This window comes from Acinetobacter calcoaceticus ANC 3811, assembly GCF_000399665.1.
GTDB lineage: Bacteria > Pseudomonadota > Gammaproteobacteria > Pseudomonadales > Moraxellaceae > Acinetobacter > Acinetobacter calcoaceticus_B.
Map to the genome: position 1 here is coordinate 440,394 of NZ_KB976986.1, position 25,756 is coordinate 466,149.

Annotated in this window: 20 protein-coding genes; 11 read left to right on the forward strand and 9 right to left on the reverse strand. The window is 38.7% G+C overall.

The window, feature by feature from the left end; genetic code table 11:
- Nucleotides 1-261: 261 nt before the first annotated feature.
- The 3 genes from F935_RS03340 to F935_RS03350 all read right to left on the reverse strand — a co-directional run bounded on the left by F935_RS03340 (nucleotide 262) and on the right by F935_RS03350 (nucleotide 4,103).
- A complete protein-coding gene (locus F935_RS03340; protein WP_016137602.1) occupies nucleotides 262-1,542 on the reverse strand; it encodes an OmpP1/FadL family transporter in 1,281 nt (426 codons plus the stop codon).
- A 251-nt stretch (nucleotides 1,543-1,793) separates the two neighbouring features.
- Nucleotides 1,794-2,579, reverse strand: coding sequence for an SDR family NAD(P)-dependent oxidoreductase (locus F935_RS03345; protein WP_016137603.1), 786 nt, complete (start codon nucleotides 2,577-2,579; stop codon nucleotides 1,794-1,796).
- An 87-nt stretch (nucleotides 2,580-2,666) separates the two neighbouring features.
- Nucleotides 2,667-4,103 carry an efflux transporter outer membrane subunit gene (locus F935_RS03350; RefSeq protein WP_016137604.1) on the reverse strand — a complete coding sequence of 479 codons (1,437 nt, stop codon included), beginning with the start codon at nucleotides 4,101-4,103 and terminating at the stop codon, nucleotides 2,667-2,669.
- A gap of 127 nt (nucleotides 4,104-4,230) precedes the next feature.
- Here F935_RS03350 and F935_RS03355 point away from each other — a divergent pair, with 127 nt between their 5' ends.
- The 4 genes from F935_RS03355 (at nucleotide 4,231) to F935_RS03370 (ending at nucleotide 9,962) form a co-directional block, all read left to right on the forward strand.
- Nucleotides 4,231-4,851 carry a TetR/AcrR family transcriptional regulator gene (locus F935_RS03355; RefSeq protein ID WP_016137605.1) on the forward strand — a complete coding sequence of 207 codons (621 nt, stop codon included), beginning with the start codon at nucleotides 4,231-4,233 and terminating at the stop codon, nucleotides 4,849-4,851.
- A 79-nt stretch (nucleotides 4,852-4,930) separates the two neighbouring features.
- The gene (locus F935_RS03360) at nucleotides 4,931-6,055 is read left to right on the forward strand and encodes an efflux RND transporter periplasmic adaptor subunit (RefSeq protein WP_016137606.1); all 1,125 of its coding nucleotides are present in this window, start codon (nucleotides 4,931-4,933) and stop codon (nucleotides 6,053-6,055) included.
- Nucleotides 6,052-9,117, forward strand: coding sequence for an efflux RND transporter permease subunit (locus tag F935_RS03365; RefSeq protein WP_016137607.1), 3,066 nt, complete (start codon nucleotides 6,052-6,054; stop codon nucleotides 9,115-9,117). The genes F935_RS03360 and F935_RS03365 overlap by 4 nt, the downstream gene beginning before the upstream one ends.
- Before the next feature lie 38 nt (nucleotides 9,118-9,155).
- Complete coding sequence (locus tag F935_RS03370; RefSeq protein WP_016137608.1) at nucleotides 9,156-9,962, forward strand: oxidoreductase; 807 nt, start codon at nucleotides 9,156-9,158, stop codon at nucleotides 9,960-9,962.
- A gap of 135 nt (nucleotides 9,963-10,097) precedes the next feature.
- Here F935_RS03370 and F935_RS03375 read toward each other — a convergent pair whose 3' ends face one another.
- Nucleotides 10,098-10,472 carry a winged helix-turn-helix transcriptional regulator gene (locus tag F935_RS03375; protein ID WP_016137609.1) on the reverse strand — a complete coding sequence of 125 codons (375 nt, stop codon included), beginning with the start codon at nucleotides 10,470-10,472 and terminating at the stop codon, nucleotides 10,098-10,100.
- 127 nt (nucleotides 10,473-10,599) lie between these two features.
- On the opposite strand from F935_RS03375, the gene F935_RS03380 reads away from it, so the two are divergent.
- A complete protein-coding gene (locus F935_RS03380) occupies nucleotides 10,600-11,457 on the forward strand; it encodes an SDR family oxidoreductase (RefSeq protein ID WP_035366031.1) in 858 nt (285 codons plus the stop codon).
- Between the two features lie 51 nt (nucleotides 11,458-11,508).
- Here the strand turns inward: F935_RS03380 and F935_RS03385 are convergent, their stop codons facing one another.
- Nucleotides 11,509-11,874, reverse strand: a complete 366-nt coding sequence (locus tag F935_RS03385; RefSeq protein WP_016137611.1) for a winged helix-turn-helix transcriptional regulator — start codon at nucleotides 11,872-11,874, stop codon at nucleotides 11,509-11,511.
- 110 nt (nucleotides 11,875-11,984) lie between these two features.
- Here F935_RS03385 and F935_RS03390 point away from each other — a divergent pair, with 110 nt between their 5' ends.
- On the forward strand, nucleotides 11,985-12,734 hold the full coding sequence (locus tag F935_RS03390) for an NADPH-dependent F420 reductase (RefSeq protein ID WP_016137612.1): 750 nt from the start codon (nucleotides 11,985-11,987) through the stop codon (nucleotides 12,732-12,734).
- Between the two features lie 110 nt (nucleotides 12,735-12,844).
- On the opposite strand, the gene F935_RS03395 is transcribed toward F935_RS03390, so the two are convergent.
- Nucleotides 12,845-13,318 carry a hypothetical protein gene (locus F935_RS03395; protein WP_016137613.1) on the reverse strand — a complete coding sequence of 158 codons (474 nt, stop codon included), beginning with the start codon at nucleotides 13,316-13,318 and terminating at the stop codon, nucleotides 12,845-12,847.
- 118 nt (nucleotides 13,319-13,436) lie between these two features.
- Nucleotides 13,437-14,522: a hypothetical protein gene (locus tag F935_RS03400; protein WP_016137614.1), complete on the reverse strand. Its 1,086-nt coding sequence runs from the start codon at nucleotides 14,520-14,522 to the stop codon at nucleotides 13,437-13,439.
- 220 nt (nucleotides 14,523-14,742) lie between these two features.
- Between F935_RS03400 and F935_RS03405 the strand changes: the two genes are divergently transcribed.
- Nucleotides 14,743-15,378 (forward strand): TetR/AcrR family transcriptional regulator, encoded by a 636-nt coding sequence (locus tag F935_RS03405; RefSeq protein WP_016137615.1) that lies wholly within the window; start codon nucleotides 14,743-14,745, stop codon nucleotides 15,376-15,378.
- Between the two features lie 16 nt (nucleotides 15,379-15,394).
- Here F935_RS03405 and F935_RS03410 read toward each other — a convergent pair whose 3' ends face one another.
- Nucleotides 15,395-16,414, reverse strand: a complete 1,020-nt coding sequence (locus tag F935_RS03410; protein ID WP_016137616.1) for an AraC family transcriptional regulator — start codon at nucleotides 16,412-16,414, stop codon at nucleotides 15,395-15,397.
- A 107-nt stretch (nucleotides 16,415-16,521) separates the two neighbouring features.
- On the opposite strand from F935_RS03410, the gene F935_RS03415 reads away from it, so the two are divergent.
- The gene (locus tag F935_RS03415) at nucleotides 16,522-18,762 is read left to right on the forward strand and encodes a fatty acid desaturase (RefSeq protein WP_016137617.1); all 2,241 of its coding nucleotides are present in this window, start codon (nucleotides 16,522-16,524) and stop codon (nucleotides 18,760-18,762) included.
- 24 nt (nucleotides 18,763-18,786) lie between these two features.
- Here the strand turns inward: F935_RS03415 and F935_RS03420 are convergent, their stop codons facing one another.
- The gene (locus F935_RS03420) at nucleotides 18,787-19,938 is read right to left on the reverse strand and encodes an alpha/beta fold hydrolase (protein ID WP_016137618.1); all 1,152 of its coding nucleotides are present in this window, start codon (nucleotides 19,936-19,938) and stop codon (nucleotides 18,787-18,789) included.
- Between the two features lie 357 nt (nucleotides 19,939-20,295).
- Here F935_RS03420 and F935_RS03425 point away from each other — a divergent pair, with 357 nt between their 5' ends.
- The 3 genes from F935_RS03425 (at nucleotide 20,296) to F935_RS03435 (ending at nucleotide 25,604) form a co-directional block, all read left to right on the forward strand.
- Nucleotides 20,296-23,592, forward strand: a complete 3,297-nt coding sequence (locus F935_RS03425) for a M10 family metallopeptidase C-terminal domain-containing protein (RefSeq protein WP_016137619.1) — start codon at nucleotides 20,296-20,298, stop codon at nucleotides 23,590-23,592.
- 231 nt (nucleotides 23,593-23,823) lie between these two features.
- A complete protein-coding gene (locus F935_RS03430; protein WP_016137620.1) occupies nucleotides 23,824-24,690 on the forward strand; it encodes a hypothetical protein in 867 nt (288 codons plus the stop codon).
- Between the two features lie 29 nt (nucleotides 24,691-24,719).
- On the forward strand, nucleotides 24,720-25,604 hold the full coding sequence (locus tag F935_RS03435; protein WP_016137621.1) for an SDR family oxidoreductase: 885 nt from the start codon (nucleotides 24,720-24,722) through the stop codon (nucleotides 25,602-25,604).
- Nucleotides 25,605-25,756 lie beyond the last annotated feature (152 nt).

The window sequence follows — 25,756 nt, forward strand, 5'->3', positions numbered from 1 at the left end:
TGATAATACTAAACAAGACACACATGACCCATGAGTTTTCACTAAGACGATATAAGTAGGATTGGAAAGTATTAAATACTTAAATCTAAATGTTTCTAAGATGAAGAATTAAAGCAATTAATAAATTGGAGAAAACCGTGAAAGAATAAATTTAAAAGACTGAGACCTGTACGTTACAGAACTCAGTCTTTAAAAGCCATTAGATAAAGCCAACTAACTTCGGGGGTAAATCATTCTAAATAGCTTTTTCAATATGAATAATTAGAACTTATAGCCCATTTTTAATCCATATGCGATAGCGTAGTTATCTTTAAATTCTGCAACATAGTTTGCTGTATCAAATTGTGCGCTAGTCTGTAATTTAGCATCACCTAACCAGAAATATTTTACGCCACCTGCAATGAACGTTCGTGGTGTTGGGCTGAATTGAGCCCCCAAGCCGAGATTCCAATAACCTTCTGTTGGGCCTAATGCTGTCACAAGATTACCCGCACCAGAATCCCAACCTATAGAAATGTTCCCTGTCCATTGATCATTTAACTTGCGGCCTACACCAATGTTTCCTGACCATTGGTCATCACTATAGGCGGCTAGATCAAAGCCATCTGGCTTGCCAACAGATGGCCCTGCGATTTCTGAAGCCACACCGAACGCATAAGGGCGTATTGTGAAATCTTTCCAATTTACCCAGCGCACATTTGCAAATGCAACGGTATCTGCCATGATGCCTGTTTGGAAATCTAGATTAACAGATTGAGGCGTAGTAATTTTTGTTTGCTCCAAGCCATTATTCATATTAATAAAAGTACCAATATTTTGCCCTAATGTTGCAATAGAGCTTTCATTAATTGTCATTTCATGATCAATTTCAGAGCGATATGTAACAGATGCTTTTAATGCAATTTCTGGAATTTGATATGCAACACCAACCAACCAGCCAACACCGCCAGTTTCTTTAATGTTGAGATTATATCCACCAAAGCTGTTATTACCACCAAATGCTAAGCCACGAAATTGAGCATTACCTTCAATTGTTTGGTAAACGGGACCTGCATAAAAATTAAAAGTTTCATTTGGTTGATAGCCAAGCAGCATTGAAATACTTTGGGTTTTTACTTCAACTTCTAGTGACTCTGTACCATTGTGAAATAGACCTAAGCCACCTGCAGCAGTTGATGCTGGGTCAGAGAGCGAATAAGTAACATCTGCGCCAAATGGTCGATCGTAAATTAAACCAAAAGAGAAGTGGTCTGTTGCTTGTAGTTTTAGCGCAGCGCTAGGGAAGTAATAATCATCCCCCATATCGCTAATATTTGTATTTTGTAAACCAATCGCGCTTGGTGGTGTTGCATTTGGTGAATATTCATTGCGCACTTTACCTGAAACATTTGGATCTAATACCGAAATACCTGCTTCAAAGTAATTGCCAGGTTGTAAGAATGCAGAGATAGACTGACCTGAACGATCTAGAGATGCAGCAAATGCCCCTGTCATAGGTAAAGTTACTAAAATAATTGCTGTAGTTAATGTTTTTAATTTCATTTTACATCTTTCCTTGAGGTGAAAATGTGTGTCGGACATTTTGTGTTTATATTTCATAGAGAGTTCATGCGATCGAAGGTATTACTCGTATAGGCATACATCTAATCCACCGATTGAGCCGTAGCTCCTCACCATTTTGTATGAGCACTAGCACAATAAGATGTGCAATCCCTAGCTAACTCTTGTTTAGGGTTGTGAGTTAGCCAGAGAGGTTTGGCTACAGAATCGAATGAACAGCTAGTCTGACGAGACTAAACTCCCATCACGGTTGCCATGATGGTCTGGTGTAACCAGCGCGGAGTTGCCCAAGCTAGAACAGCAATCGCTTTATTGCCAAACCCTGGCACCACGCTCATGCGGCCTGCTTGAAGTGCCTGAATTCCCGCTTGAACTACAGGCTTGGGCTGCATCATGATCATTTTTAAGGTCGGTGTTAGTTTTTGTTTGGCTCCAGCAGCAAATCCTGTATCTGACAGGCCTGGGCATAGTGCTGTAACGATGACGCCATCCTTTTTGAACTCACGATGGAGTGCGTCGGAAAACTTGAGTACATAGGCTTTAGCGGCGGAGTACACGGCAAAATTCTTAACGCCTTGATAAGAAAGCAGGCTCGCGACCATCAATATGCTTCCTTTTTTTCTGGCGCGCATGTCTTCACCGAACAGGCGTGTCATTGCTGTCAAGCTGCGGATATCCAAATCGATCATTGCTAATGAATGATCTAGAGCCTCATCCAAGAATGGACCTTGTAGTCCATGGCCTGCGTTGTTGATCAAAACGTCAACTACAATATCTCTTTCACGTAGGCGCTGATGTAATGCAGTAACTGCAGGAATAGAGGAAAGATCCACTTGTTCCACAATGACTTCGATATTGAAGTTCTGGCGTAACTCCGCAGCGATGGATTCAAGCTTAGTCAAGGTACGCGCTACTAAGATTAGCGAGCGACCTTGCTCTGCGTATTGTCTGGCGAACTCGATACCAAAACCGCTTGATGCACCAGTCACAAGGACCCAAGATTCACTTTTATCTGTCATCTCACTTACTCCGGCTTGCTATAACAATTTAAATGACTTTGCATTACTCTTCCTCATTTTGTGTTTTTCAATCTAGATGATTAATTTTTAATAATCATGAGGTTGCCATCCGCCACCTAGTGATTTGTAAACTGCTACAGCTGCAAGGGCCGAATCAGTTTGTGCTTGAAGTTTTCTATCTGAAAATTGCAAAGCGCTTGAATCTGCTTGTAATACTTCTATTCGACTGTTAATTCCTTTTTGATAGGCGATTAAAGCGATTTTCTGTGCATGCTTTAATGCATTTTCTCCATCTTGGAGAGCCATTAACTGTTCTTGTCGTTTGGACAAAGTTGATAATGAGTTTTCTACATCTTCCGCTGCATGTAAGAGGGCTAATTGGTAGGCTGCAAGCTTTTCAGCTTCTTGGCCCTTGGCTAAGCTAATTTCTGCATTAATTCGACCAAAATCAAATAAGCGCCAACGCAAGCCTAATAAGCCAGCAGCCTGATTTGCACCACTTGAAAATAAGTTTCCACTTGCTGTAGTTGCACTACCTATCAAACCGCCTAAAGATACCTTGGGGTAATATTCTGCAATCGCACTGCCAATGCGTGCATTTGAAGCTGCCAATTGTCTTTCAGCCATGATGAGATCTGGTCGTCGACGTAAAAGATCGCGAGGTGTTCCGGTTTCTGTAATCTGAGGAACAATCGGAATTGGTTTTACTTCTGCTAGTTCTGCTCGGTGAGTTCCCGGTACGGTTCCAAGCATGACGTCGAGAGCATTCATGGCAATATCTAGATTCATTCCAAGAACAGGAATAACAGCTTGAACTTGAGCGACATTCGCTTTGGCTTGTTTGACCTGAAATTCGGAAGCTAATCCTTTGCTGTATAAAAGATTAATGGTTGAAAGAAGTTGTTGTTGGGTTTGTAATTGTTGATGGGCAATGTTTAATCGAGATTGTAAGCCTCGAATATTAATATAGATATTAGCAGTTTGAGCTGCGACCATTAAACGGACGGCTGAGGCTCCTGCGTTTGAAGACTGATAATTTGCAAGAGCCGCTTCACGATCTCTGCGGAGGCCTCCAAAAATATCTAACTCCCAAGTTGCACTTAAATTTGCGTCATAAGAACTACCATGTCGGTCAAAATCTGGCATTGAATTTAAAACTTGCCCCAATGGTGTTTCAACAGATTGGTAAACTTTAGCTGCTTGTGCACCAACAGTACCTATTGGTTGTAAAGAGGCATTAGCTGCCGATAATCCAGCCTGAGCTTGAGTCACTCGAGTATATGCTTGAGTCAGATCAAGATTTTGTTTTAACGCTAATGTGACATATCGAGTAAGTTGAGGATCGTTAAAACTTTGCCACCATACGGCAATATCTGCTTTGCTATTGTCATTTGATGAGTTTAAGGGGGTGCCAAGGTATTGCTCGGGTAGAGATATATTAGGGCGTTTATAATTAGGACCTACGGTACACGCAGTAAGAGTACTTACGATGATGGGTAGGAGAACGATAGATCTAGATAACATATTTCCCCCGAGGCGAGATTTTGAACAATAGTTTAATTGTGACTATAATACAATTTGGTCACTAGTTGTCAATATCATTTCGCAAGAGTTAAACTGCCACTTTCAGATAAAGGTTTAAATTGAAAATATGAGTAAAGAAAAAAGTAGTTATCCTGTTTCGAAGCGAGGACCAGAAGATCATGACGTAAGAGATCAAATCCTGAGTGCCGCTACAGAGCATTTCAGCCGATATGGTTATGAGAAAACTACAGTTTCTGATCTTGCAAAATCTATAGGTTTTTCTAAAGCTTATATTTATAAATTTTTTGAATCTAAACAAGCGATTGGCGAAATGATATGTGCCAATTGTTTACGTGAAATTGAAGATGAAGTTAATACAGCCATTAAAGAAGCTGAGTATCCCGCAGAAAAATTAAGGGTGTTATTTAAAGTAATTGTTGAAGCAAGCCTTCGTTTATTTTCTCAAGAGCGTAAGCTTTATGAAATTGCCGTTTCTGCTGCTTCTGAGAAATGGGATGCAACAGTCGCTTATGAAAATCGAATCCTTAAAGTACTACAAAACATTATTCAAGAAGGTCGTCAATCTGGTGATTTTGAAAGAAAAACTCCAATTGATGAAGCAGTTAAGGCTATTTATTTAGTTATGAGACCTTATCTACACCCACTACTTTTACAACATAGTATTTCATATAACACAGATGCTCCAGTCTTGCTTTCTAGCCTCGTACTGAGAAGTTTATCGCCATAATAGATTTGTGACTATTGACTAAATTGGTCACTTGATTAAAAATGAGTCTCCTGATTAATTTCTTAAGGGGGGCTCAAATATGCTTTATCGTCGCCTTATTCCGTTTACAGCAATATGTATATTTCCTTTTTTCTTGCTCGGTTGTGCTGAAAATACGCAATCTGACCCCCGTACTTCGGCGCCGTTAGTACGAGTCGCAACTGTACAAGACGAAATCACTTCTGATTCAAGAGCATTCACAGGCACGATAGGGGCACGAGTAGAAAGTGATTTGGGTTTTCGTGTCTCTGGCAAAGTCATCAAACGATTTGTTGAAGCAGGCCAGACAGTAAAGCGCGGTCAGCTACTGATGCGTATTGATCCGGTTGATTTAGAACTTGCAGCCAAAGCCCAACAAGAAGCTGTGGGTGCAGCCAGAGCCCGTGCAGAACAAGCAGAGAAAGATGAAGCCCGATATCAGGATTTACGTGGAAGCGGGGCTATATCTGCTTCTGCCTATGATCAGATTAAAGCGGCAGCAGACACAGCGAGAGCGCAGCTCAGTTCGACTCAAGCTCAAGCTAGGGTGGCATTAAACGCGAGTCATTATGCCGATTTAATTGCGGATGGTGATGGCACGATTATGGAAACACTGGTCGAACCAGGTCAGGTTGTCAGTGCGGGTCAAACAGTCATTCGCTTAGCTCATTCTGGTCAAAGGGAAGCAATCATTCAGCTTCCAGAAACACTACGTCCTGCAATAGGGGCTATTGGTCAAGCCACACTATTTGGTAAAGAAAATATAAGTGTCCCAGCTAAACTTAGACAGTTATCAAATACAGCAGATCAACTCACTCGTACTTTTGAGGCACGTTTCGTCTTAGAAGGCGATTTAGCAAATGCTCCTTTAGGTTCAACGGTTACTGTACGTATTGCCAATCAAAATCAGAGTTCACAGCATTTTTTACAAGTGCCAGTCGGTTCCTTACTTGATAAGGGCAAGGGAGCTGGAGTCTGGGTAATTAATGGAAAAACTCAGAAAGTAACGTGGCGCCCCGTTGTTGTTAAACAGCTTGATGATGAATATGCCTATGTCACTGGTAATATTCAAAGTGGAGATCGAATTGTTGCTTTAGGTGCGCATTTGCTTCGCGAAGGTGAATTGGTACGTATTGCATCACAAGCGAGTCATCCTTCAGTTGGAAATGAAGGGGACCACTCATGAGTGAGAAAGGTTTTAACTTATCGGCCCTTGCTGTGCGGGAGCGCGGCATTACACTATTTCTGATTTTTTTGATTTCAGTTGCAGGCATCGTTGCTTTTTTCAAGTTAGGTCGAGCCGAAGATCCCGCTTTTACAGTGAAGGTGATGACCATAGTGACGGCTTGGCCTGGAGCAACAGCTCAAGAGATGCAAGATCAAGTTGCAGAAAAAATCGAAAAACGAATGCAGGAGTTGCGTTGGTATGATCGAACAGAAACCTATACCAGACCTGGCTTGGCTTTTACGACACTGACTTTACTTGATAGTACGCCACCATCACAGGTGCAAGATGAATTCTATCAAGCGAGGAAGAAAGCAAATGATGAGATGAGTAACTTACCTGCGGGTGTTATTGGACCACTCGTTAATGATGAATATGCAGATGTAACTTTTGCTTTATTTGCTTTAAAGGCAAAAAATGAAGCACAAAGATTATTAGTGCGTGATGCAGAAACAATTCGACAGCAGTTACTTCATGTGCCAGGCGTAAAGAAAGTCAATATTATTGGTGAGCAATCTGAACGTATCTATATTGAATTTTCGCATGAGCGTTTGGCAACATTAGGTGTAAATCCGCAAGATGTATTTGCTGCACTGAATAATCAGAATGTGCTTACTCCCGCGGGTTCAATTGAAACCAAAGGCCCTCAAGTTTTTGTCAGATTAGATGGCGCTTTTGACAAGTTACAAAAAATTCGTGACACCCCCATAACGGCTCAAGGTCGCACCTTGAAATTGTCAGATATTGCGACTGTTAAACGCGGCACTGAAGATCCTGCAACATTCATGATTCGTAATGGTGGGGAACCGACCTTACTGTTGGGCGTGGTGATGCGCGAAGGATGGAATGGATTAGATCTTGGTAAATCATTAGAGAAAGAAGTTAGTTCCATCAACGAAGATTTACCTTTGGGTATCAGTTTAAACAAAGTGACTGATCAGGCGGTCAATATTAGCTCATCGGTAGATGAGTTCATGATTAAGTTCTTTGCAGCATTGCTTGTGGTTATGTTTGTAAGCTTTATTAGCATGGGATGGCGCGTTGGCGTCGTGGTTGCTATGGCTGTACCACTCACATTGGCGATTGTTTTTGTGGTGATGTTGGCAACGGGTAAAAACTTTGACCGAATTACACTTGGCTCTCTTATTCTTGCTTTAGGGCTTTTAGTTGACGATGCCATTATTGCGATTGAAATGATGGTTGTGAAAATGGAGGAAGGCTTTAGTCGGACAGCAGCTTCCGCCTATGCATGGAGCCATACGGCAGCACCGATGCTTTCAGGAACGTTAGTCACCGCTGTAGGGTTTATGCCAAATGGTTTTGCTCGCTCTTCAGCGGGTGAATATACCAGCAATATGTTTTGGATTGTTGGTATTGCACTTATTGCTTCATGGGTTGTTGCTGTAGTTTTTACACCTTATTTGGGTGTGAAGATGTTGCCTGATTTTAAAAAAATTGAAGGTGGCCATACTGCAATTTATGACACACCACGATATAACCGTTTTCGTCAAATTCTTGAACGTGTGATTGCACGTAAATGGATTGTTGCCGGCAGTGTTATCGGGTTATTTGTTTTAGCCGTAGGCGGAATGGCATTGGTGAAAAAACAATTTTTTCCAATCTCTGACCGACCAGAAGTGCTTGTTGAAGTACAGATGCCTTATGGTACATCGATTACGCAAACAAGTGCTGCGACAGCAAAAGTTGAGGCTTGGTTATCTAAGCAACATGAAGCAAAGATTGTGACATCGTATATTGGTCAAGGTGCTCCACGTTTTTATTTTTCGATGGGGCCTGAGTTACCAGATCCAGCCTTTGCCAAGATTGTGGTACGAACGGACAATCAAGAAGAACGTGAAGCCTTAAAACACCGCTTAAGACAAGCCATTTCAAATGGACTTGCGACTGAGGCGCAGCTACGTGTAACACAACTTGTGTTTGGACCTTATTCGCCATATCCAGTGGCTTACCGAGTTTCAGGCCCAGATCCAGAAAAATTACGCGTGATTGCAGCTCAGGTTCAACAAGTTATGAATGCTAGCCCAATGATGCGAACTGTAAATACGGATTGGGGAACTCGTGTGCCAGCCCTACATTTCACATTGGAACAAGACCGTCTACAAGCAGTTGGTCTCACATCAAGTTCAGTCGCACAGCAATTACAGTTTTTGTTAACTGGTATTCCAATTACATCTGTACGTGAAGATATTCGTACAGTGCAGGTGATTGCTCGTTCAGCAGGAGATATAAGACTAGATCCTGCAAAAATTGGTGATTTCACACTAACGGGAGCAAATGGGCAACGTATTCCTTTAGCACAAATTGGCAAAATTGAAGTTCGCATGGAAGAACCTGTCATTCGTCGTCGAGATCGGGTGCCAACAATGACCGTTCGTGGAGATATTGCTGAAGGGTTACAACCACCCGATGTATCTACTGCAATTACTAAACAGCTTCAACCAGTCATTAAAGATTTACCAAAGGGTTATCAGATTGTAGAGGCAGGTTCTATTGAAGAGTCAGGTAAAGCCACTAAAGCCATGCTTCCTATTTTTCCAATCATGTTGGCAATGACACTACTCATTATCATTCTTCAAGTGAGGTCTATCGCTGCAATGATTATGGTGTTTTTAACCAGCCCGTTGGGATTAATCGGTGTGGTGCCAACACTTCTGTTATTTCAGCAGCCCTTTGGTATTAATGCATTAGTCGGGTTGATTGCATTGTCTGGAATTTTGATGCGTAACACGCTCATCTTAATTGGACAGATTCAGCAAAACAAAGAAGCTGGGCTTGATCCGTTGAATGCAGTGGTTGAGGCCACAGTACAACGTGCCAGACCTGTAATTTTGACAGCTTTAGCAGCTATTTTGGCTTTCATTCCTCTGACTCACTCAGTGTTTTGGGGAACGCTTGCTTACACACTCATTGGCGGAACGCTTGCAGGAACCATTTTGACTTTGGTTTTTCTGCCAGCAATGTATTCGATCTGGTTCAAGATCGGGGCTAAACCAGCAGTTTAATGATCAAATTTTCAAATTAAAAAGGTATTAGAGTTCATATGTCAAACTCAAAAGTGGTTGTAATTACAGGTGTTTCATCTGGCATTGGGCAAGTTACAGCAGAAAAATTTGCTAAACTCGGCCATAAAGTTTTCGGTACAGTCAGAAATAAAGTCAAAGCTCAACCTATAGAAGGCGTTGAGCTTGTCGAGATGGATGTGTCAGATGAAGACTCTGTCCAGCTCGGGATTCATTCTATTATTGATAAAGCGGGGCATATTGATATTTTGGTTAATAATGCGGGAGCAAGCTTAATTGGTGCAGTAGAGGAGACCTCGATAAAAGAAGCAGAGTTTTTGTTTAACACCAATGTATTTAGCATTCTTCGTACGACACAAGCAGTATTGCCTTATATGCGCATACAGCATTATGGAAGAATTATAAATATTAGTTCAGTATTGGGGTTCCTACCTTCACCGTATATGGGACTGTATTCCGCTACTAAACATGCAGTTGAAGGGTTGTCTGAATCTTTAGATCATGAGCTTCGCCAATTTGGTATTCGTGTATCAATTGTTCAGCCTTCATTTACTAAAACCAATTTAGATAAGAATGCACCTGTAGCAAGTTCTAAAATTCCTGAATATGACAATGAGCGTGATCTCGCTACTCAAGCCGTATTAAAGCAGATTGATCAAGCACCTAAGCCAGATAGTGTGGCTGATACAATTGTTACAGCTGCACTCAGTGATTGGCAAATGCGCCGTACACCTGCTGGACAAGCATCTTTGTTAAGCAAGTTGCGTCGATTTATGCCGAGTGGTCCAGTTGATAAAAGTATTCGAAAGACTTTTGGTTTGAAATAAACTTTAAGTTGTTTTTAAAGGATCTAAATAAATTTTTTATTTAGATCCTTTTATAAAATAACCTTAGCTAATTATTAAAAAAATAGTCACAAAAAGTAGTGAAGAAAGCAGCCTAAAACCTGAATACACAATAATTTATCTAGTTTCGAGTCCGTTTTGAACTATGTCTTTACTAGGCTGATTTTCTAATAATTCGGATAAATTATTTTCAAGCCAAGTGGTTAAATCAAAGAGTCTTTCAGAGGCTTCTCGCCCAAAATCTGTTAATTGATAATCTACACGAGGCGGTATTTCTGCATAATCCTGACGTAAGATAAAACCATCTTTCTCAAGCGTTTTTAAGGTTTGCGCCAACATCTTTTCACTAATGCCATCAATAATTTTCTTTAACTCATGAAAACGCAGACGTTTATCTCGAAGTGCAACTAAAATCAACACACTCCAGCGGCTAGTGAGTGTTAATAAAATTTTTCGAGAGGGACAATCTGCTGAAAAAACATATCCTTTCATCGCTCATAACCTTGATTACAAAAAATTACATTTGTTTCTGAGCTTACTTTTAGGTAAGTACTTACTTTTAGTAAGTTAAGGTACTACGATGATTGAAATATATCAACTAGATCAGATGGAGAACATTATGCGTATTGCAGTTACTGGTGCATCAGGCCAACTGGGCCAACTCGTTATTTCGCAATTACTCGAACGAACTGAGGCAAAAAATATTGTGGCATTGGTGCGGAATCCAGAAAAAGCATCAGAATTAAGTTCAAAAGGAATCGAAGTTCGTGCTTTTGACTATGCTCATAATGCAGATGAACTTTCAATTCAATTGGCAGGTGTCGATAAGCTTTTATTAATTTCATCGAGTGAAATTGGTCAACGAACAGCACAACATCAAAATGTGATTAATGCAGCAAAACTTGCTCACGTAAAATTTATTGCTTACACAAGTCTATTAAAAGCAGATACATCACCGCTTCTATTAGCACAAGAACATGTTGAGACTGAACAATATTTAAAAACATCGGACATCCCATATACATTATTACGTAATAACTGGTACAGCGAAAACTATGCAATGGGGTTGGCACAAGCAGTTGAACAGGGCAAAATTTTCGGGGCCACGCATCACGGTAAAATTGCTTCTGCTTCACGTTTAGATTATGCAACAGCTGCTGCTGTAGTTTTAACTCAAGAAGGACATGAGAATAAAGTCTATGAGTTGGCAGGTGATACGAGTTATACGCTTGATGATGTAGCAAGATGGACAAGTGACATCAGTAAAAAAGAGGTAACTTACAATGATTTATCGGAAGAGGAATATAAGGCGCTCTTAATACAAGTAGGTTTACCAGAAGGTTTTGCGAGTATATTAGCGAACTCAGATGACGGTGTATCCAAAGATGCTTTATATAGTGATAGCAAAGACCTGCACAAATTAATTGGTCGTGCTACTACAAGTATGCAAGAAACTATTAAAGCATTTTTATCTTAAGTTGCTGGTAGAGCGCTTATCAAAAAACAAAAAAGGCTTAAGTTTTACGATTTAGGCCTTATTTTTTTGATTTTTAAATTCTGCCCATTCAATAAGTGCTTCCATTGAAGGTCCAAGAGCCAATCCTATTTCACTAAGTTCATATTCAACTTTAGGGGGAACTTGTGGATAAACAGTACGTTTAATAATCCCATCTTGCTCTAATTGTTTAAGTTGCTGAATCAGCATTTTTTGATTAACACCTTCGATAAGCTTTTCTAAAGCAGAGAAACGTAAGGGGTGTTTTGCTGCAAAAAGTTGGCAAATGATGATTATTTTCCATTTTCCTTCAATAACTTTAAGGGCTTCAGATGTGATTTTTGCCCATACCATCCGTTGCTGAGGATCTTCACAATTCCAGTCACGAGCTGCTTTCATACTTACCTTTTAGATATATACTTACTTTTTTGTGTGTACTTCCTATTATCTCAGCTTGTCTTTAAACTTTAAAGTGTTAACTGTATTAAAGTTCTTGAAAAGGTGATTTTATGAAAATAGGTATTATTGGCGTTGGCAATATTGGAAAGACTCTTGCACGTCTTTTAAAAGAAGCAGGTCATACAATATATGTTGCAAACTCTAGAGGTGTGGAAGGCGTAAGGAAAATTGCAGATGAAATAAATGTAGTAGCAGTGGATATATATGGAGCTGTTAATTACTCAGATATCATTATTTTATCTATTCCATTACCTGCAATACTAGAGCTGCCTAAGGACTTATTTAGCTTGGCCTCACCTGAGAAAATAGTTATAGATACCAGCAATTATTATCCTGATTTCCGTGATCCACATATTCAAGAACTCGATCATGGGATGACCGAAAGTGTTTGGGTATCAAAGCAGATTAATCAGCCTGTTGTTAAAGCTTTTAATAATATTTTAGCTTATTCACTTGCAGAGTTAGGTCAAGTTGAAGGAAGTAAAAACAGATTAGCGATAGCTGTAGCTGGAGATAGTGTACCTGCAAAAAATGTTGTTATGAGTCTTGTTAATGACATAGGTTTTGACCCTGTAGATGCAGGGAATTTGGAGAATTCTTGGCGACAACAGCCATCTACTCCAGCATATTGCTGTGATTATGACCAGAACATGATGAAGAAAGGACTCGCTATTGCTCAAAAAGGAGAGGCTCAAAAAAAGCGTGATCATTTACCAGAACTCTTCTCAAGCTTAGGGGCTAATCCAACACATCAGGATATTGTACAAATGAACCGAGATTTAAATCCAATAGTCGATTAGTTTTTTAAAATTAATTTTAAAAAAGATATAGGCTTATTTTTTTCTAGTGATTAAATAAGCCTAATTATTGGGATTAATAAAAATTCTCTATTTAATGGGGCTGGTGGTAACTATCTAAGAATTAAAAACTTATTTGTAGTGAAATTTTGAATAAATAAAGATTTTTTAAGAGGGCAGATCAGCGCTTTTCGGTTCATGATTCCATAAATTAAATATACATATTCTTGCGACGAGCCAACTAGTGCAAAGAGCTGATCTTGTTGATCAATACTAATCAGTATTTCATTACTTAAATTTAACAGATCAAAGGGCGATGCATTTTTTTTTGCTTCAACTGATATATTGAAATTCTCGAAAGTTTTCTTGATATCAAGTAGTGAATAATGGAAATTTTTCTGATTTCGTTGAGCTTGCAGGTAAACAGTAATAAGGTCTAAATCTATTTGTTTATCGTATTTTGCAGTAATTGCGGACGCAATAATAAAAGCGATGTTTGAACTATTTGACTCTATTGAGCCTACTTTAAGTTTAGAGATAGAACTCTGGATATTATCAGGTATATGTTGGACTGAAGCTGAGCACATATTTATTGACCTATAGACTGTGGTAGCTTGGGTCGTATTCAGCCCTGCTAATAATGCTATAAAAACGATGAGTTTTTTTAATTTAATCATCATATAAATGTTTGTATGCCATTTTTACTTAGCAAAACTTTAAGTTCCCGTAGCAGTTTTTAATGCCTATCTGTCCAGAGTCAATAGGATTAATAATTAACTCTCGACCAACTAGCCCTCCGAGTGCTTCCCCAAGTCCTACATCAATCCGCTGTTGTGTTTCGATATCAGTGAGAATAACTTTCGGTAAGGAAAGCCACCATCCAGGTTGAGCAGCTACCGTATTTTCGAAGCTACCAGAACTTATTTTTTGCCACTGGATAGCTTGCTTTTGTAAGGATAGTGATGTGTCACTAGTAGGAATTGTTCCTGCTGCATCTTGAGCTAGTAAAATTTCATGGAAACCAGATAGCGGATAATCTTTTAATGTGGCATTACTTAGAGTTAAACCTAAAGGTAGATCTAAGATACCTAATAGTCTTAGTGGACCAGTTTTAGCGACTACATTATCCAGCGTTGCTGATGTAGAGCGGTTAAGAATAAGCTGTTTGTTATAATCATTAATATGTGCTTCTGTAGAGATCAATCCATTTTCAATCACTACATTCTTCAGAACAGTATTCGTAAGTGTTAAATTCAAATCACCAGATAAAGAGTTAATTCCTGCTGTGTCATCAGCTAATGTTGTTAAATCTGTATTTGATCCCAATCCAAGTTTGCCTAATATGCCTAATGCCCCAAGGCGAAAGCCAACAATTTCTCGAGTAGAAGCTTTGTCCGGCGATTTTATAGCAAACTCGATAAAAGGATTAGTAATAACGGCATCTGATCCTGCATAGCTACCATTTACGGGGAGGACACCTGCTAAACTAATATTTTCAATATCAATGTCACAACCCACTCCTTTAGTTCCACCGCAACCTAACTGTAAACGTTTAATATTCGCATTTAATTCTACTTGTGCTTCCATTCCGAGACGATAAAAACCTACATCTGTATTTGGATTACCATTTTGATTGGCTGCAATATTGGTTAGATTAAAGAATGCTTGACCAGTTACGCTCGCTAAACTTTTATCATTCAAGGCATTGAGTTCGGCGTTTACAAGAGGACTGACCAACATTAATGGTATTGTAAATAAGAAAGCCTGTTTTATACTTCTGAGATTATTCATATCAGTTCCTTTGCTTAAAGATGATTAGACTCAAGTTTATGAGTCCAAGCTCCTTTGCCTTACAGCCTTATTGTTTGAGTGTGACTTTTAGGTAATTGTTTTGTTTAAGCATTTTTACTGAACAAAATAGGATTTATTCTCTTTGGAGGATAAAACTACAAGCAAAAGCATAATGTGTTCAGTGCACACATTATGCTTATAGTATGTGCGCGGTGTCAACATGTCTTTAAAGCAATCAGAAAATTTAAGTCAAAAATCAAATTATCATCATGGAAATGTACGTGAAGAATTATTGAATGCAGGGTTGCTTCATTTAGAAAACAATGATGCCGAAAGTCTGAGTTTTAGAGAAATGGCAAGACAAATTGGCGTAAGTGCTAACGCGGTATATCGGCATTTCGAAAGCAAAGATAGCTTTCTAGTAGCACTGGCAGCAAAAGGATTTCAGCGTTTAGAGGAGGAACAAAGTCAAACATTACAATATGCTAATTCTCAGCCGGAGGCTTTGAAATTATCTGGTTTAGCCTATATCAACTTTGCAAAAAATAATCGAAATCTCTTTGCTTTGATGTTTAATCCTGACTTGCAAAAGAATGAAGCAATTGAGTTAAAAGAGGCTGCGGATAGTACATATACACAATTACAAAGGTTAACGGCTTCAATTTTGGGGTTGAGTGAAGATGATGCTCAAGTTGAAGTATTAGCAATGTTGAGTTGTAGCCTTGTACATGGACTATCTCATCTTTTACTGGAAGGGCGCTTAGCTGAATCAGAAGAAAAAGCAAATAATTTAGTTTTATTAATTATGAATTATGCTACAGGTTTACTTGCTGGAGCTGGCTTGGATAAACATTAGAATATTGAATCTAAATTTATTTTTGCAACCTAAAATTCCGCGGTGAGACGCCTTTCCAACGTTTAAAGGCTCTGGAAAATGCTGAAACTTCAGAATAGCCCAATTGAATGGCAACTTCTTCAACTGTTAAATTGGTTGTTTTGAGTAGGTCTTCGGCTAAGTCTTTACGAATGTCGTCAATAAGCTGTTCATAGGTAATTCCTTCAATTGCAAGATGGCGTTGCAAGGTTCTAAGGTTGACCTTGAGATGTGCTGCCATTTCATCAATTTTAGGCATTTCAGAAGGTTGTAGAAGTAAAATATTCCTAATCTTTTGGCTGTAGCTGCCTAGAGAGCTTCTTCGCATCCAAAGCTGTTGGCATTCCTCTTGATATCGTGCACGAATAAATGGGTCTGCTTGAGGTAATGGTAAATCAAGCAAACGGCTTTCAAAGATAATACAGCTACGCGGTTGATTAAATTGAATGGGATAACCCGCCAATTCGGGAAATTTATCGGCATACACAGGTGGAGGTAAAGCAACATTAATGCTCATTACAGGAAACTGGATAGGCAAGACATCTCTTTGAATTGATATAACAGTTATAAGATCTCTTTCAACTAGAAAACATGCTAAGTCGTCAGGTAATTGACTATGGTCAAAAATCAGTAACGTGTATATATCTTCCTGAATAACTTCTAAATTGCAAAAAATGGAACTAAGTTGAAAGTATCGCATAGCAAAATGTAAGGCTTCTTTCATTGTCTGACTACTAAGAATGGCAAAACCCCATGCACCAAATGTCGTTGTATGGTGCCTTAGACCTGCTTCTATACTCAAAGGAACTGTAGAGTCTAGTAATTTAAGTAAATTTCGAATAACTAAAAATTCTTGTTCTGCTTTTACCTCAAAGTTAGGTTGCGATAAATCATTCAAAGAAATAAGCGTGTTTTCTATACAACTTTCAGTTGTTAAACCATGTTGTTGACCCACCATAAGCAATATGCGAATAGCACTGATACTACGAGGAAAATCCCAATATAATTGTATGGACATGCTTTAGGTGTCATGAAATGTCAAGTTTGTTAGTATAAAGTCATTCTGCTGATGTTCAAAACTTTATATCTTTTCGGATAAGGTCAAATCCGATAGGGATATATAAAATGCTAAGTGATAAAGACGGTAAGCACGAAAGTTTAACGATGGCTTTAAAAGCTTTATATGATCAAACTAAAGCAAACGTTGGGGATGCAGACTTAGCACATATCAGAAATGTTGCTGCTTACTCTCAAGCTATTAAAGCGCGTAGTAATGAGTTGATACAACAAGGTGGAAAACCTAATGCCATAATACGTGGTGCGATATTAGGCGCATTGCATACATTACTTGAGTTTTCTGAACTTGGTCATAACATCATGCATGGTAGTTATGACCATTTGCCAAATGCAGGTTCTTTCCATTCTGAACGTTGGGTTTGGAATTTTATGGTGGATCCTTATGAATGGCGTGTGATGCACCATCAAAACCATCATCCTTTTACGAATATCGTTGGCGTAGACCATGATTTGGGTTATTCATTTTTACGTATTAAGCCAGGTCAGCCATGGTATGGACACCATACTCTGCAACTTCCGTTGCTGTGGGGCTTATTATTGACAGCGCCTAATCTTGTATTTTCCCTTTTTACTGGAGCATCAGCTGCTAAAACAGAAGGTCGTAAAGTATTTAGTCGAACAACCCTTGAACAAACTTTAAAACTGACAAAAAAATATATTGCCCAGCATTTTTGGAAAGATCCTCTTTCTGTCTCTCCTTCTCGGGTATTACCGACATTTTTTGGGAATTATTTGAGTACAGTTTTGGGATATGATTTGACGGTTGCAGTCTTATTTCTAGAACACCATTCACCCAATGTTGAATTATTCAGTGACCCGGGATTGAGTGAAACAGAAGAAGAATATTTTTGCCGTCAAATTTTAGCGACAAGTAATTTTACACCTTATGCCCAACTTGATCATTATTTTAAAACATTGTTGGAAGAGGAGGTTGAATTTGATAATCCACCTGCATTTGATGTGTTTTATGGTGGACTGGACACCCACTTAGAGCATCATTTATTCCCAGATTTACCCTGTAACCGTCAAAGAGAAATTCAGCCCTTTGTTAAAGAAATCTGTTTGCAGCATGGCTTGCCTTACAATGTGATGTCTCTTGAAGATGTTGTGCCAGAGATGATGGTCAATGTGCTCAAATTGGCGAGTCCTGTAGGTGAGCAAGAAAACGGAAATTTTTTAAAAATACTAAAAAATCCTAAGGAATTATTACGTCGAGTCGTATATGGAGCCCAATATAAATTGCCAGATAACATGACGTATTTAAATAAACCTCGTTTTTATAATGTACCGGTTAAGGTTTTAGCCGTGTTTCCGCAAGCAGAGAATCAAGCCCTGATGATACGTTTTGAAAAACCCCAAGGATGGGATAGCGTAACTTGGGAAGCTGGCGCATTTATTTCTGTACGAGTTGAAGTTGAAGATGAAAGCTTAGTTCGACAATATAGTTTGTTAAGAGACAGCCGCGAGACTGACAATTGTTTGGAAATTGCCGTCAAACGTGTAGAGGGCGGACGTGCTTCAAATTATATCAATGATCATATTAAGAAAAATTCGCATATGATTTTGGTGGGGGTGCCACAGGCCTCTCCCGATTTTATAATGAAAGAAGTACCTAAACAGATCGTTTTTCTTGCGGGTGGTGTTGGTATTACACCAATTTTGAGTATGTTACGTAAGGCGCGACGTGAAGCTCCACATAGCCAAGTTAGGTTACTTTATTTTAACCGTAATGAGAGATCTATTATTTTTGAATATGAATTACGTGAATTTGCCAAGTTATCCGGTTTTGATGTGCATTTTATATGTAATGAGATAGATCCTAATTATCCAATTTCAGGGCAGATGTATCAGGCGAAACTAAGTGCTGAGTTACTATCTAAAGTTGTTCCAGACATAACAGCACATGAAGTGTATGTTTGTGCTCCACCAGGATTTATTGCTGCCTCAAAATCTATGTTACTGGATTTAGGATTACCTGAAATCCAATTTCATACAGAGAGTTTTACCCCTCCGGTAGTAGAACACCCAACGGATGGTAAAGATCATGTCATCCGCTTTGCACGGAGTGGTATTGATATTGTGGTTGATGGAGGAACAACGTTATTAGAAGCTGCACGTTTGGCTGGAGTTAACATTCCATCGGGATGTGAAAGAGGGTTATGCCGTGCTTGTGTCTGTAATAAGCTACAAGGTGTTACTACTTTAGATCAATACAAGGCACAACCAGATTTACGTATTACCACCTGCAACAGTTTGCCTCGTTCGGATAAGTTGGTACTGGATATTTAATTTGTATTATGAGATTTGGGTTGGTTATTCTGAACGCTCAATCAGCCAATGACTAATTTCTGGCCAAACCGCAGTAGGGGCTTGGCTTCCAGAAACAACACCCATGTGGCCACCTGGAACGACTTTAAAGGTTTTGTCTTGGCTGCTAATTAAATCCATGAGGGGTTTAACAGCCTCAGCAGTCACAATAATATCTGTGCTGCCGCCGACTGCGAGTACTGAACATTCAATATCTTTTAGATAGGCTGTAAGTTCCCCGAATTTAATTACGCCATTGGATAGTTCATTATCAATCCAGAAACGCAGGATAATGTCACGCATGACACCGCCTGGATAGGCCAGCATATTATCGATAAATGAACTTGAGGTTGCATGGTCGACAATAAATTCTCGGTTATCAAGATTCTTAAAAAGTTCCCAATACGTTTTCAAATTTCCAATTGGGTCCGTTAATTTAAAACCTAGCGTGTTTTGCCAGCCGTGAATATGAAATGCTTCACTTGGCACATGGTGGCGAATACGAAATGGTGTATGTTTGCGAACCCATTCGGCAGGTTTAGTCAGACTGCCATAAAGTTTCCCCATATAACCTGCTTTATGGGTATCGATAGGGGAAGCAAGAATAATCAGATTTTTAATATCTTTATCTTTAAATAATGCGGTATAGCAGAGCGAAAGTGCGCCGCCTAAACTCCAGCCATGTAAAGAAAGCTGTTGCTGACCACTGTGCTCGCGAATTTGCTTTAACATTTCAGGCATAAAAACTTTAATGTAGGTGCCGAAATTGTATTTTGCTTGGTGGCGAGTTGGCACACCCCAGTCAATTAAATAGACATCAAACCCTTGTGCCAAAAAGAAGCGTACAAAACTGCGAGTAGGAAACAAATCATAAATGAGCATGTTTACTGCTAATGGTGGAACAATTACTAATGGTACGCGGTGTTTAGGCGCAGAAGTATGGGTCTCATTTCTATAGTGTCTTAAGCTAATAATTTCATGCTTATAGATCACGTCAAAAGGTGTTTTGCCTGACAAAGCAATCTCAGGACCTCTAAAAAATAGATCCGATGCATTGATCAGCATGTGAGGTATTTTTTGACCAGCACGTGTCTGAAGAGATTTCTTAATAGACTGTAGCTGTGGAACGTTCTGACGAACTTTAAGCAATAAACTCATTGAATATAAAACCTATAAAGATGTTGCCCAGAGCGATAAGGAGCTGGTCTTTTCAGGGATATTAAAGGGAATGAGTTCTAAGTTCAGTGACCTAAAAGACAAGGTTTTTCTATAAATGTATCAAAAAGAATTATTTTTAAATAAGTTTGAGAAGTAATTATCTTAAATTTATAAAACTGTTATATATAATTAAAAATAAGAATTTTTTAAAAATCTATTCAAATTTAATTTTTAGAAAAATTTAAAAAAATAGAAAATATGTCGCCAAATGGTAATTTTTGTCGCCAAAAGAGGTTCTTCTATTAAGAAGAATTAAATAATATTTCCTTTTCCAATAACAAAAAAAAGGAAACTCTAATGGTAACTTATGGCAATGATCAAAATGGTTTATGGCTAAAGTTCGATAATTTTACTTCAAATGATATTAGGCAAATTGAATACATAAATAGTGTTTTATACGTCACTAATTATTCAGGAACTTACTATTCACTTAACTTTAACGCTCTTGCTAAAGCCCGTATGATTTTTAGTGATGGGGTTGAAAAGCAGGTTTTATTTACAAGTGGGGTCAACGGTCTAAATATTTCTACTGCAAATAGCGAATGGATTGTAGGCACAAATTCAGCAGATTTAATTAATAGTGGGGCTGGAAGTGATCGAATATTTGGTGGAGTAGGAGACGATATTTATCAATTCAGCAAAGGGGATGGAATAGACAAGGTCACTGACTATAGTGGAAATAACACGATCCAATTCACGGCCAGTAATTTGGCAGATCTATCCATACAAGGCAGTGGAAGTAATTTACAGGTCAAATATTCGGATAGTGATGCTGTATTAATTGAAGGGAATGTAAGTAGCTTTAAATTTTTAGATGGGACGACTGCCACACTCGATCAATTACTTACCAATAAAACCATTACGCTCACTGGCACCAAAGGCAACGAAACGATTAATGGCTTTGCATCGAATGACATTATTAATGGACTTGAAGGTAACGATACCTTAAATGGAAATGCAGGGAACGATACGTTAAATGGTGGGGCTGGCGATGATAAGTTATATGGTGGAGCCGGTAATGACTTAACTGTCGGTGGAACAGGAAATGATTGGTTAGCTTCAGGAAGTGGCGATGATACCTATCAATTTAGCAAAGGTGATGGTAACGATACGATTAATGACTACTCGGGCACAAACACCATTCAAATTACCGATGTTTCTTCAAAAGACATCAGTTTTACGACCAACAATAATAATGAGTTAGTCATTAATTATTCAGCAACGGATAGCATCACTTTAAAAGCCTATATTAATAACTATATTCTTTCAGATGGTGTGGTGCAAAGCTATCAGCAGTTTTTAACGGGGAAAACTGCGACATGGAATGGTACAGATAATGCCGATAATTTTTTAGGGACTCTTCCTAATGATGTGATTACGGGCGGTAAAGGTAATGACACGTTAAATGGTCGCGAAGGTGACGATACTTATCGTTTTTCTTTAGGAGATGGAATAGACACAATTAATGGAGATTACTCGGGTAACAACACGATTGTGTTTACAGACATTAAATCTACCGATGTTCAATACAGTTTTGATAAAACCACTTTAAATATTCAATACGGCGATAGTGATGTTGTTAAGTTAACTGGCTATCTCGCTAACAACAATAAAAACTTTAATATTCAATTTGCCGATGGTGTCACGATTGATCGTGCTCAATTAGACACAACGGTTGGAGTGAATTACTGGGTGCGGGCGCTCGTTGCCACAACAAATAGTAATGCGGACTTTAAGTATATTTTCCCTTCTACTGCACCTGATTACCTACTCGATGCAAATGGTCAAGCACCTTCATGGTGGAGCCCTTTTAGTAAAGCTCAACAGGACTTTATGACTCAGGTCTACCAAAAAGCTTCTGACTTTTCAGCTTTAACTTTTACATTAACGGATAATGCATCACAGCTTAATACCATTGCTGCCTACCGTAACAGTACCGCAGCTACGGCTTATGCACAGTATCCAAGCGGAGCATTTGTTGGTTCAGATGTGGCTTTTGGACCAGGTTTTTGGTTTGACCCAGCGGGCACTTGGGTGACTGCAAGTTATCCGCATGAGTTGGGGCATGCTTTGGGTTTACGTCATACCTTTGAAGGTTCCACTATTGATAGTTTCTCAAAAGAAGAAGACACACGGGCATGGTCAGTCATGTCATATGACCGTACTGGTATGTCATATGACGGATCTTTTGCACCGTTTGATATTGCGGCTTTGCAAGCGATATATGGGGTCAATATTTCAACCCGTGCAGGTAATGATAGCTATGTGTTTGATGGTACTAAAGGCGTATTGGTATGGGATGGTGCAGGCGTCGATACAATCAATGCAAGCAACGCTGCACAAGCCGCTACCATCGATCTTAATCAGGGTGGTTGGAGCTATATTGGTGAAAAATCTCCTCATATCTCGAGTGCAAACCAACTAAGCATCAATATTGGAACCCAGATTGAAAGTGCAATTGGCGGTGCTTACGATGATATTTTAGTCGGAAACAGTTTAGCTAACCGTTTAGAAGGCGGAGCTGGAAACGATACCTTAAAAGGAAATTGGGGCGACGATGTTCTATTGGGTGGTGCCGGAAATGACATACTTGATGGTGGAAAAGGTGCGGACAGCCTGATTGGTGGAACGGGTGACGATACTTATTATGTAGACAATGTAGGCGATAGCATTGTAGAGAATATTGCTGAGGGTAACGATAAAGTAATCTCGGATATAAATTATACCTTAGGAGATAACCTAGAAAACCTTACTTTAAATGGCGCGGAGAATTTAAACGGCAACGGAAATGCGCTGAATAACGTCATCATTGGTAATGCAGGTAATAACATTTTAAATGGATATGCTGGAAATGACACATTGAATGGTGGAGCTGGAAACGACACCTTAGATGGTGGAGTCGGCAATGATAGTCTCGATGGTGGAATTGGAGTTGATACCCTGATTGGAGGCTTGGGTGATGACATCTATTATGTTGATAATGTTAGCGACGTCATTATCGAGAAGATTAATGAAGGGTTCGAAACCGTTAACTCAACCGTGAGTTATGCGTTAGATAGCGGCAATGCGCTTAACAATTTGAATCTGTTAGGGATAGATAACATTAATGGAACGGGGAATGGAAATGGCAATACGATTGTTGGGAACAGTGCTAATAACATTTTAAGCGGCGGTACCAATAATGATGTTTTAAATGGTGGTGCTGGTAATGATATTTTAAATGGTGGAAAAGATAACGATACCTTGATTGGAGGTTTAGGCTCTGACACTGCGTTATATAAACTATTAAATATAAACGATGTAATGGGTGGTAACGGAGCTGATGTTTGGAAAGACTTTAAAGTCGGCAATACTTTAACCGACAGTGAAGCTGACAAAATTGATATTAGTGAACTGCTCATCAATTATGCTAATGGCGGCACTGTAAACTCTATTTTTTCTTATCTCTCATTAGACCTCAATGGAAATAACAGTATTTTGAGTATTGACCGAGATGGTGCAGGAACTGCTTATAACAGTACCTCATTTTTAACCTTAAATAATGTCAACGCTACTTTAGGTACTTTATGGGACAACCATCAGATCCTTGTCTAAATAAAGGATGTGTAAGTGGCTAACTAACTTTAAAAAAGATGCTTAGGTGAGATGGCTTAAGCATCTTTTATAAGAGATTAAATATGAGGGTTCTTCTAGAATTTCTGTAAACCGTTTACGAATGATTTATTTCATAATTAAAATTAAAAATAAATAAATGTAATATTGTGGTAAGCTTTATTCTGATGTTCAGGATAATCACAAATTTAAAATTTTTAATCTGGAAATGGGATGACTACACAGAAAATTAATGCACGTACTTTAATTACAGATCTGTTACTGGCTTCAGAAGGTAAAATAATTTCAATTAAAGAAATGATCCTTGCCGCAAAGCTGTTTGGAATTAGTGAAAACGGAATAAGAGTTGCTGTCACTCGATTAGCCAGTGAAGGGGTCATTGTTTCTGCTGAAAGAGGATTTTATCAATTAAGTGAGCAATCTCTTGAATGGGCAGATGTAATGTTAAACCGAGGAACAGGTTTAAAAGAAACAAAAGCTTGGAATCAAAAATACTTATGTGTACTTACAGGAACATTAGGCCGTGTTGATCGCACAGCTTTAAAAAGAAGAGAAAGAGCACTTAAAAAATACGGATTTCGTGAACTTGAACCAAGTGTATATATTCGGCCTGATAACTTGGTTATGTCTTTGGAAGAAATGCTAAAACACATGAAATCTATGGGCTTGGAGTCAGGAGCCAAGATGTGCCATATCAATTCATTTGATCAAATTACGACAGGGATGATTAAAGATTTGTGGCAAACCGAAAACTTAAATAAAAATTATGAAAAATATAGCCATATTATTCAGCATTGGCTCAGTCGAGTACCTGCGTTAGGTCTTGAGGATGCTGCAAGAGAATCGTTATTGCTGGGCCGCCAAACAATTTCTTTATTAATGAATGATCCTTTACTTCCTGAATCTTTTATAAATGTTGAGGCAAGGGACCAATTTACCGCCGATGTTAAAAAGTTAGACGAAGTTGGACAAAGATTATGGAAACAGTTACATGAACTAACTTTTGGTACATCCGCAACGAGCTTATTAAATTTAGAATTACCCACCGTTGCGGATGTAACTCCTAAAATTCTTAATTAATAGAAGAGCGTGATTACAGGAGTATAGATATGTCTTTATATCAATCAGCTTTAGCAAAGGATATTTTTAAAGATCAAGTAATTATAGTAACTGGAGGTGGTTCGGGTATTGGCCGATGTACTGCTCATGAACTTGCTTCCTTAGGTGCGCAAGTCATCCTTACAGGAAGGACTGAAGAAAAACTACAACAAGTAAAACAGGAAATTATTGATGATGGAGGGAAGGCATTTTATCGAGTATGTGATAATCGTGATGAAGAGAAAGTCAAACAAACAGTTAGTTCTATTGTTGAAGAGTTCGGCCAGATTAATGGACTAGTTAATAACGCTGGTGGTCAATTTCCTGCATTTCTTGAAACTATGTCTGCTAATGCTTTTGATAGTGTAATCCGCAATAACTTGCTGGGTACTTTTCTAATGATGAGAGAAGTTTTTAATCAAAGTATGGTGAAAACGGGCGGTAGTATTGTAAATATGACAATAGATATGTGGAGTGGTTTACCGAGTATGGGGCACTCTGGAGCTGCTCGAGCTGGTATCGATAACCTTACTAAAACTTCTGCACTCGAATGGGCTAGAGCGGGGGTAAGAGTTAATGCTGTTGCACCAGGGTGGGTAATGGCCTCAGGTCTCGATTCTTATAAAGATGGCATGAAGGCCATGATCCCTACAGTGTCTTCAAAAATACCTTTGAAACGTATGGCTACAGAATCAGAAGTTTCAGCTTTAATGTGCTTTTTACTATCGCCAGCTGCTTCTTTTATAACAGGGGTGAACGTCAGAATTGATGGGGGAGCATCTTTAGTTTCACCTTTCTTTCCATTGATTGATCATGAAAAATCAATACCATTTGAAGCATTTCACAGAGATGGTATACCCAATGTTATTAAAGAAATGAATCGATCAAAATTATAAAAAATCTCTTTAATATTCTAATGAATTAGTTACTTAAGTCTGTTCAGTAAAGTTAGTTTTATTTGATTACAAATGAATAAGGATATGAAAAACATATCCTTAAGATTTCTTTTTCTTTAATTCTGATATTACAAAAAATAAATTTTATAAAA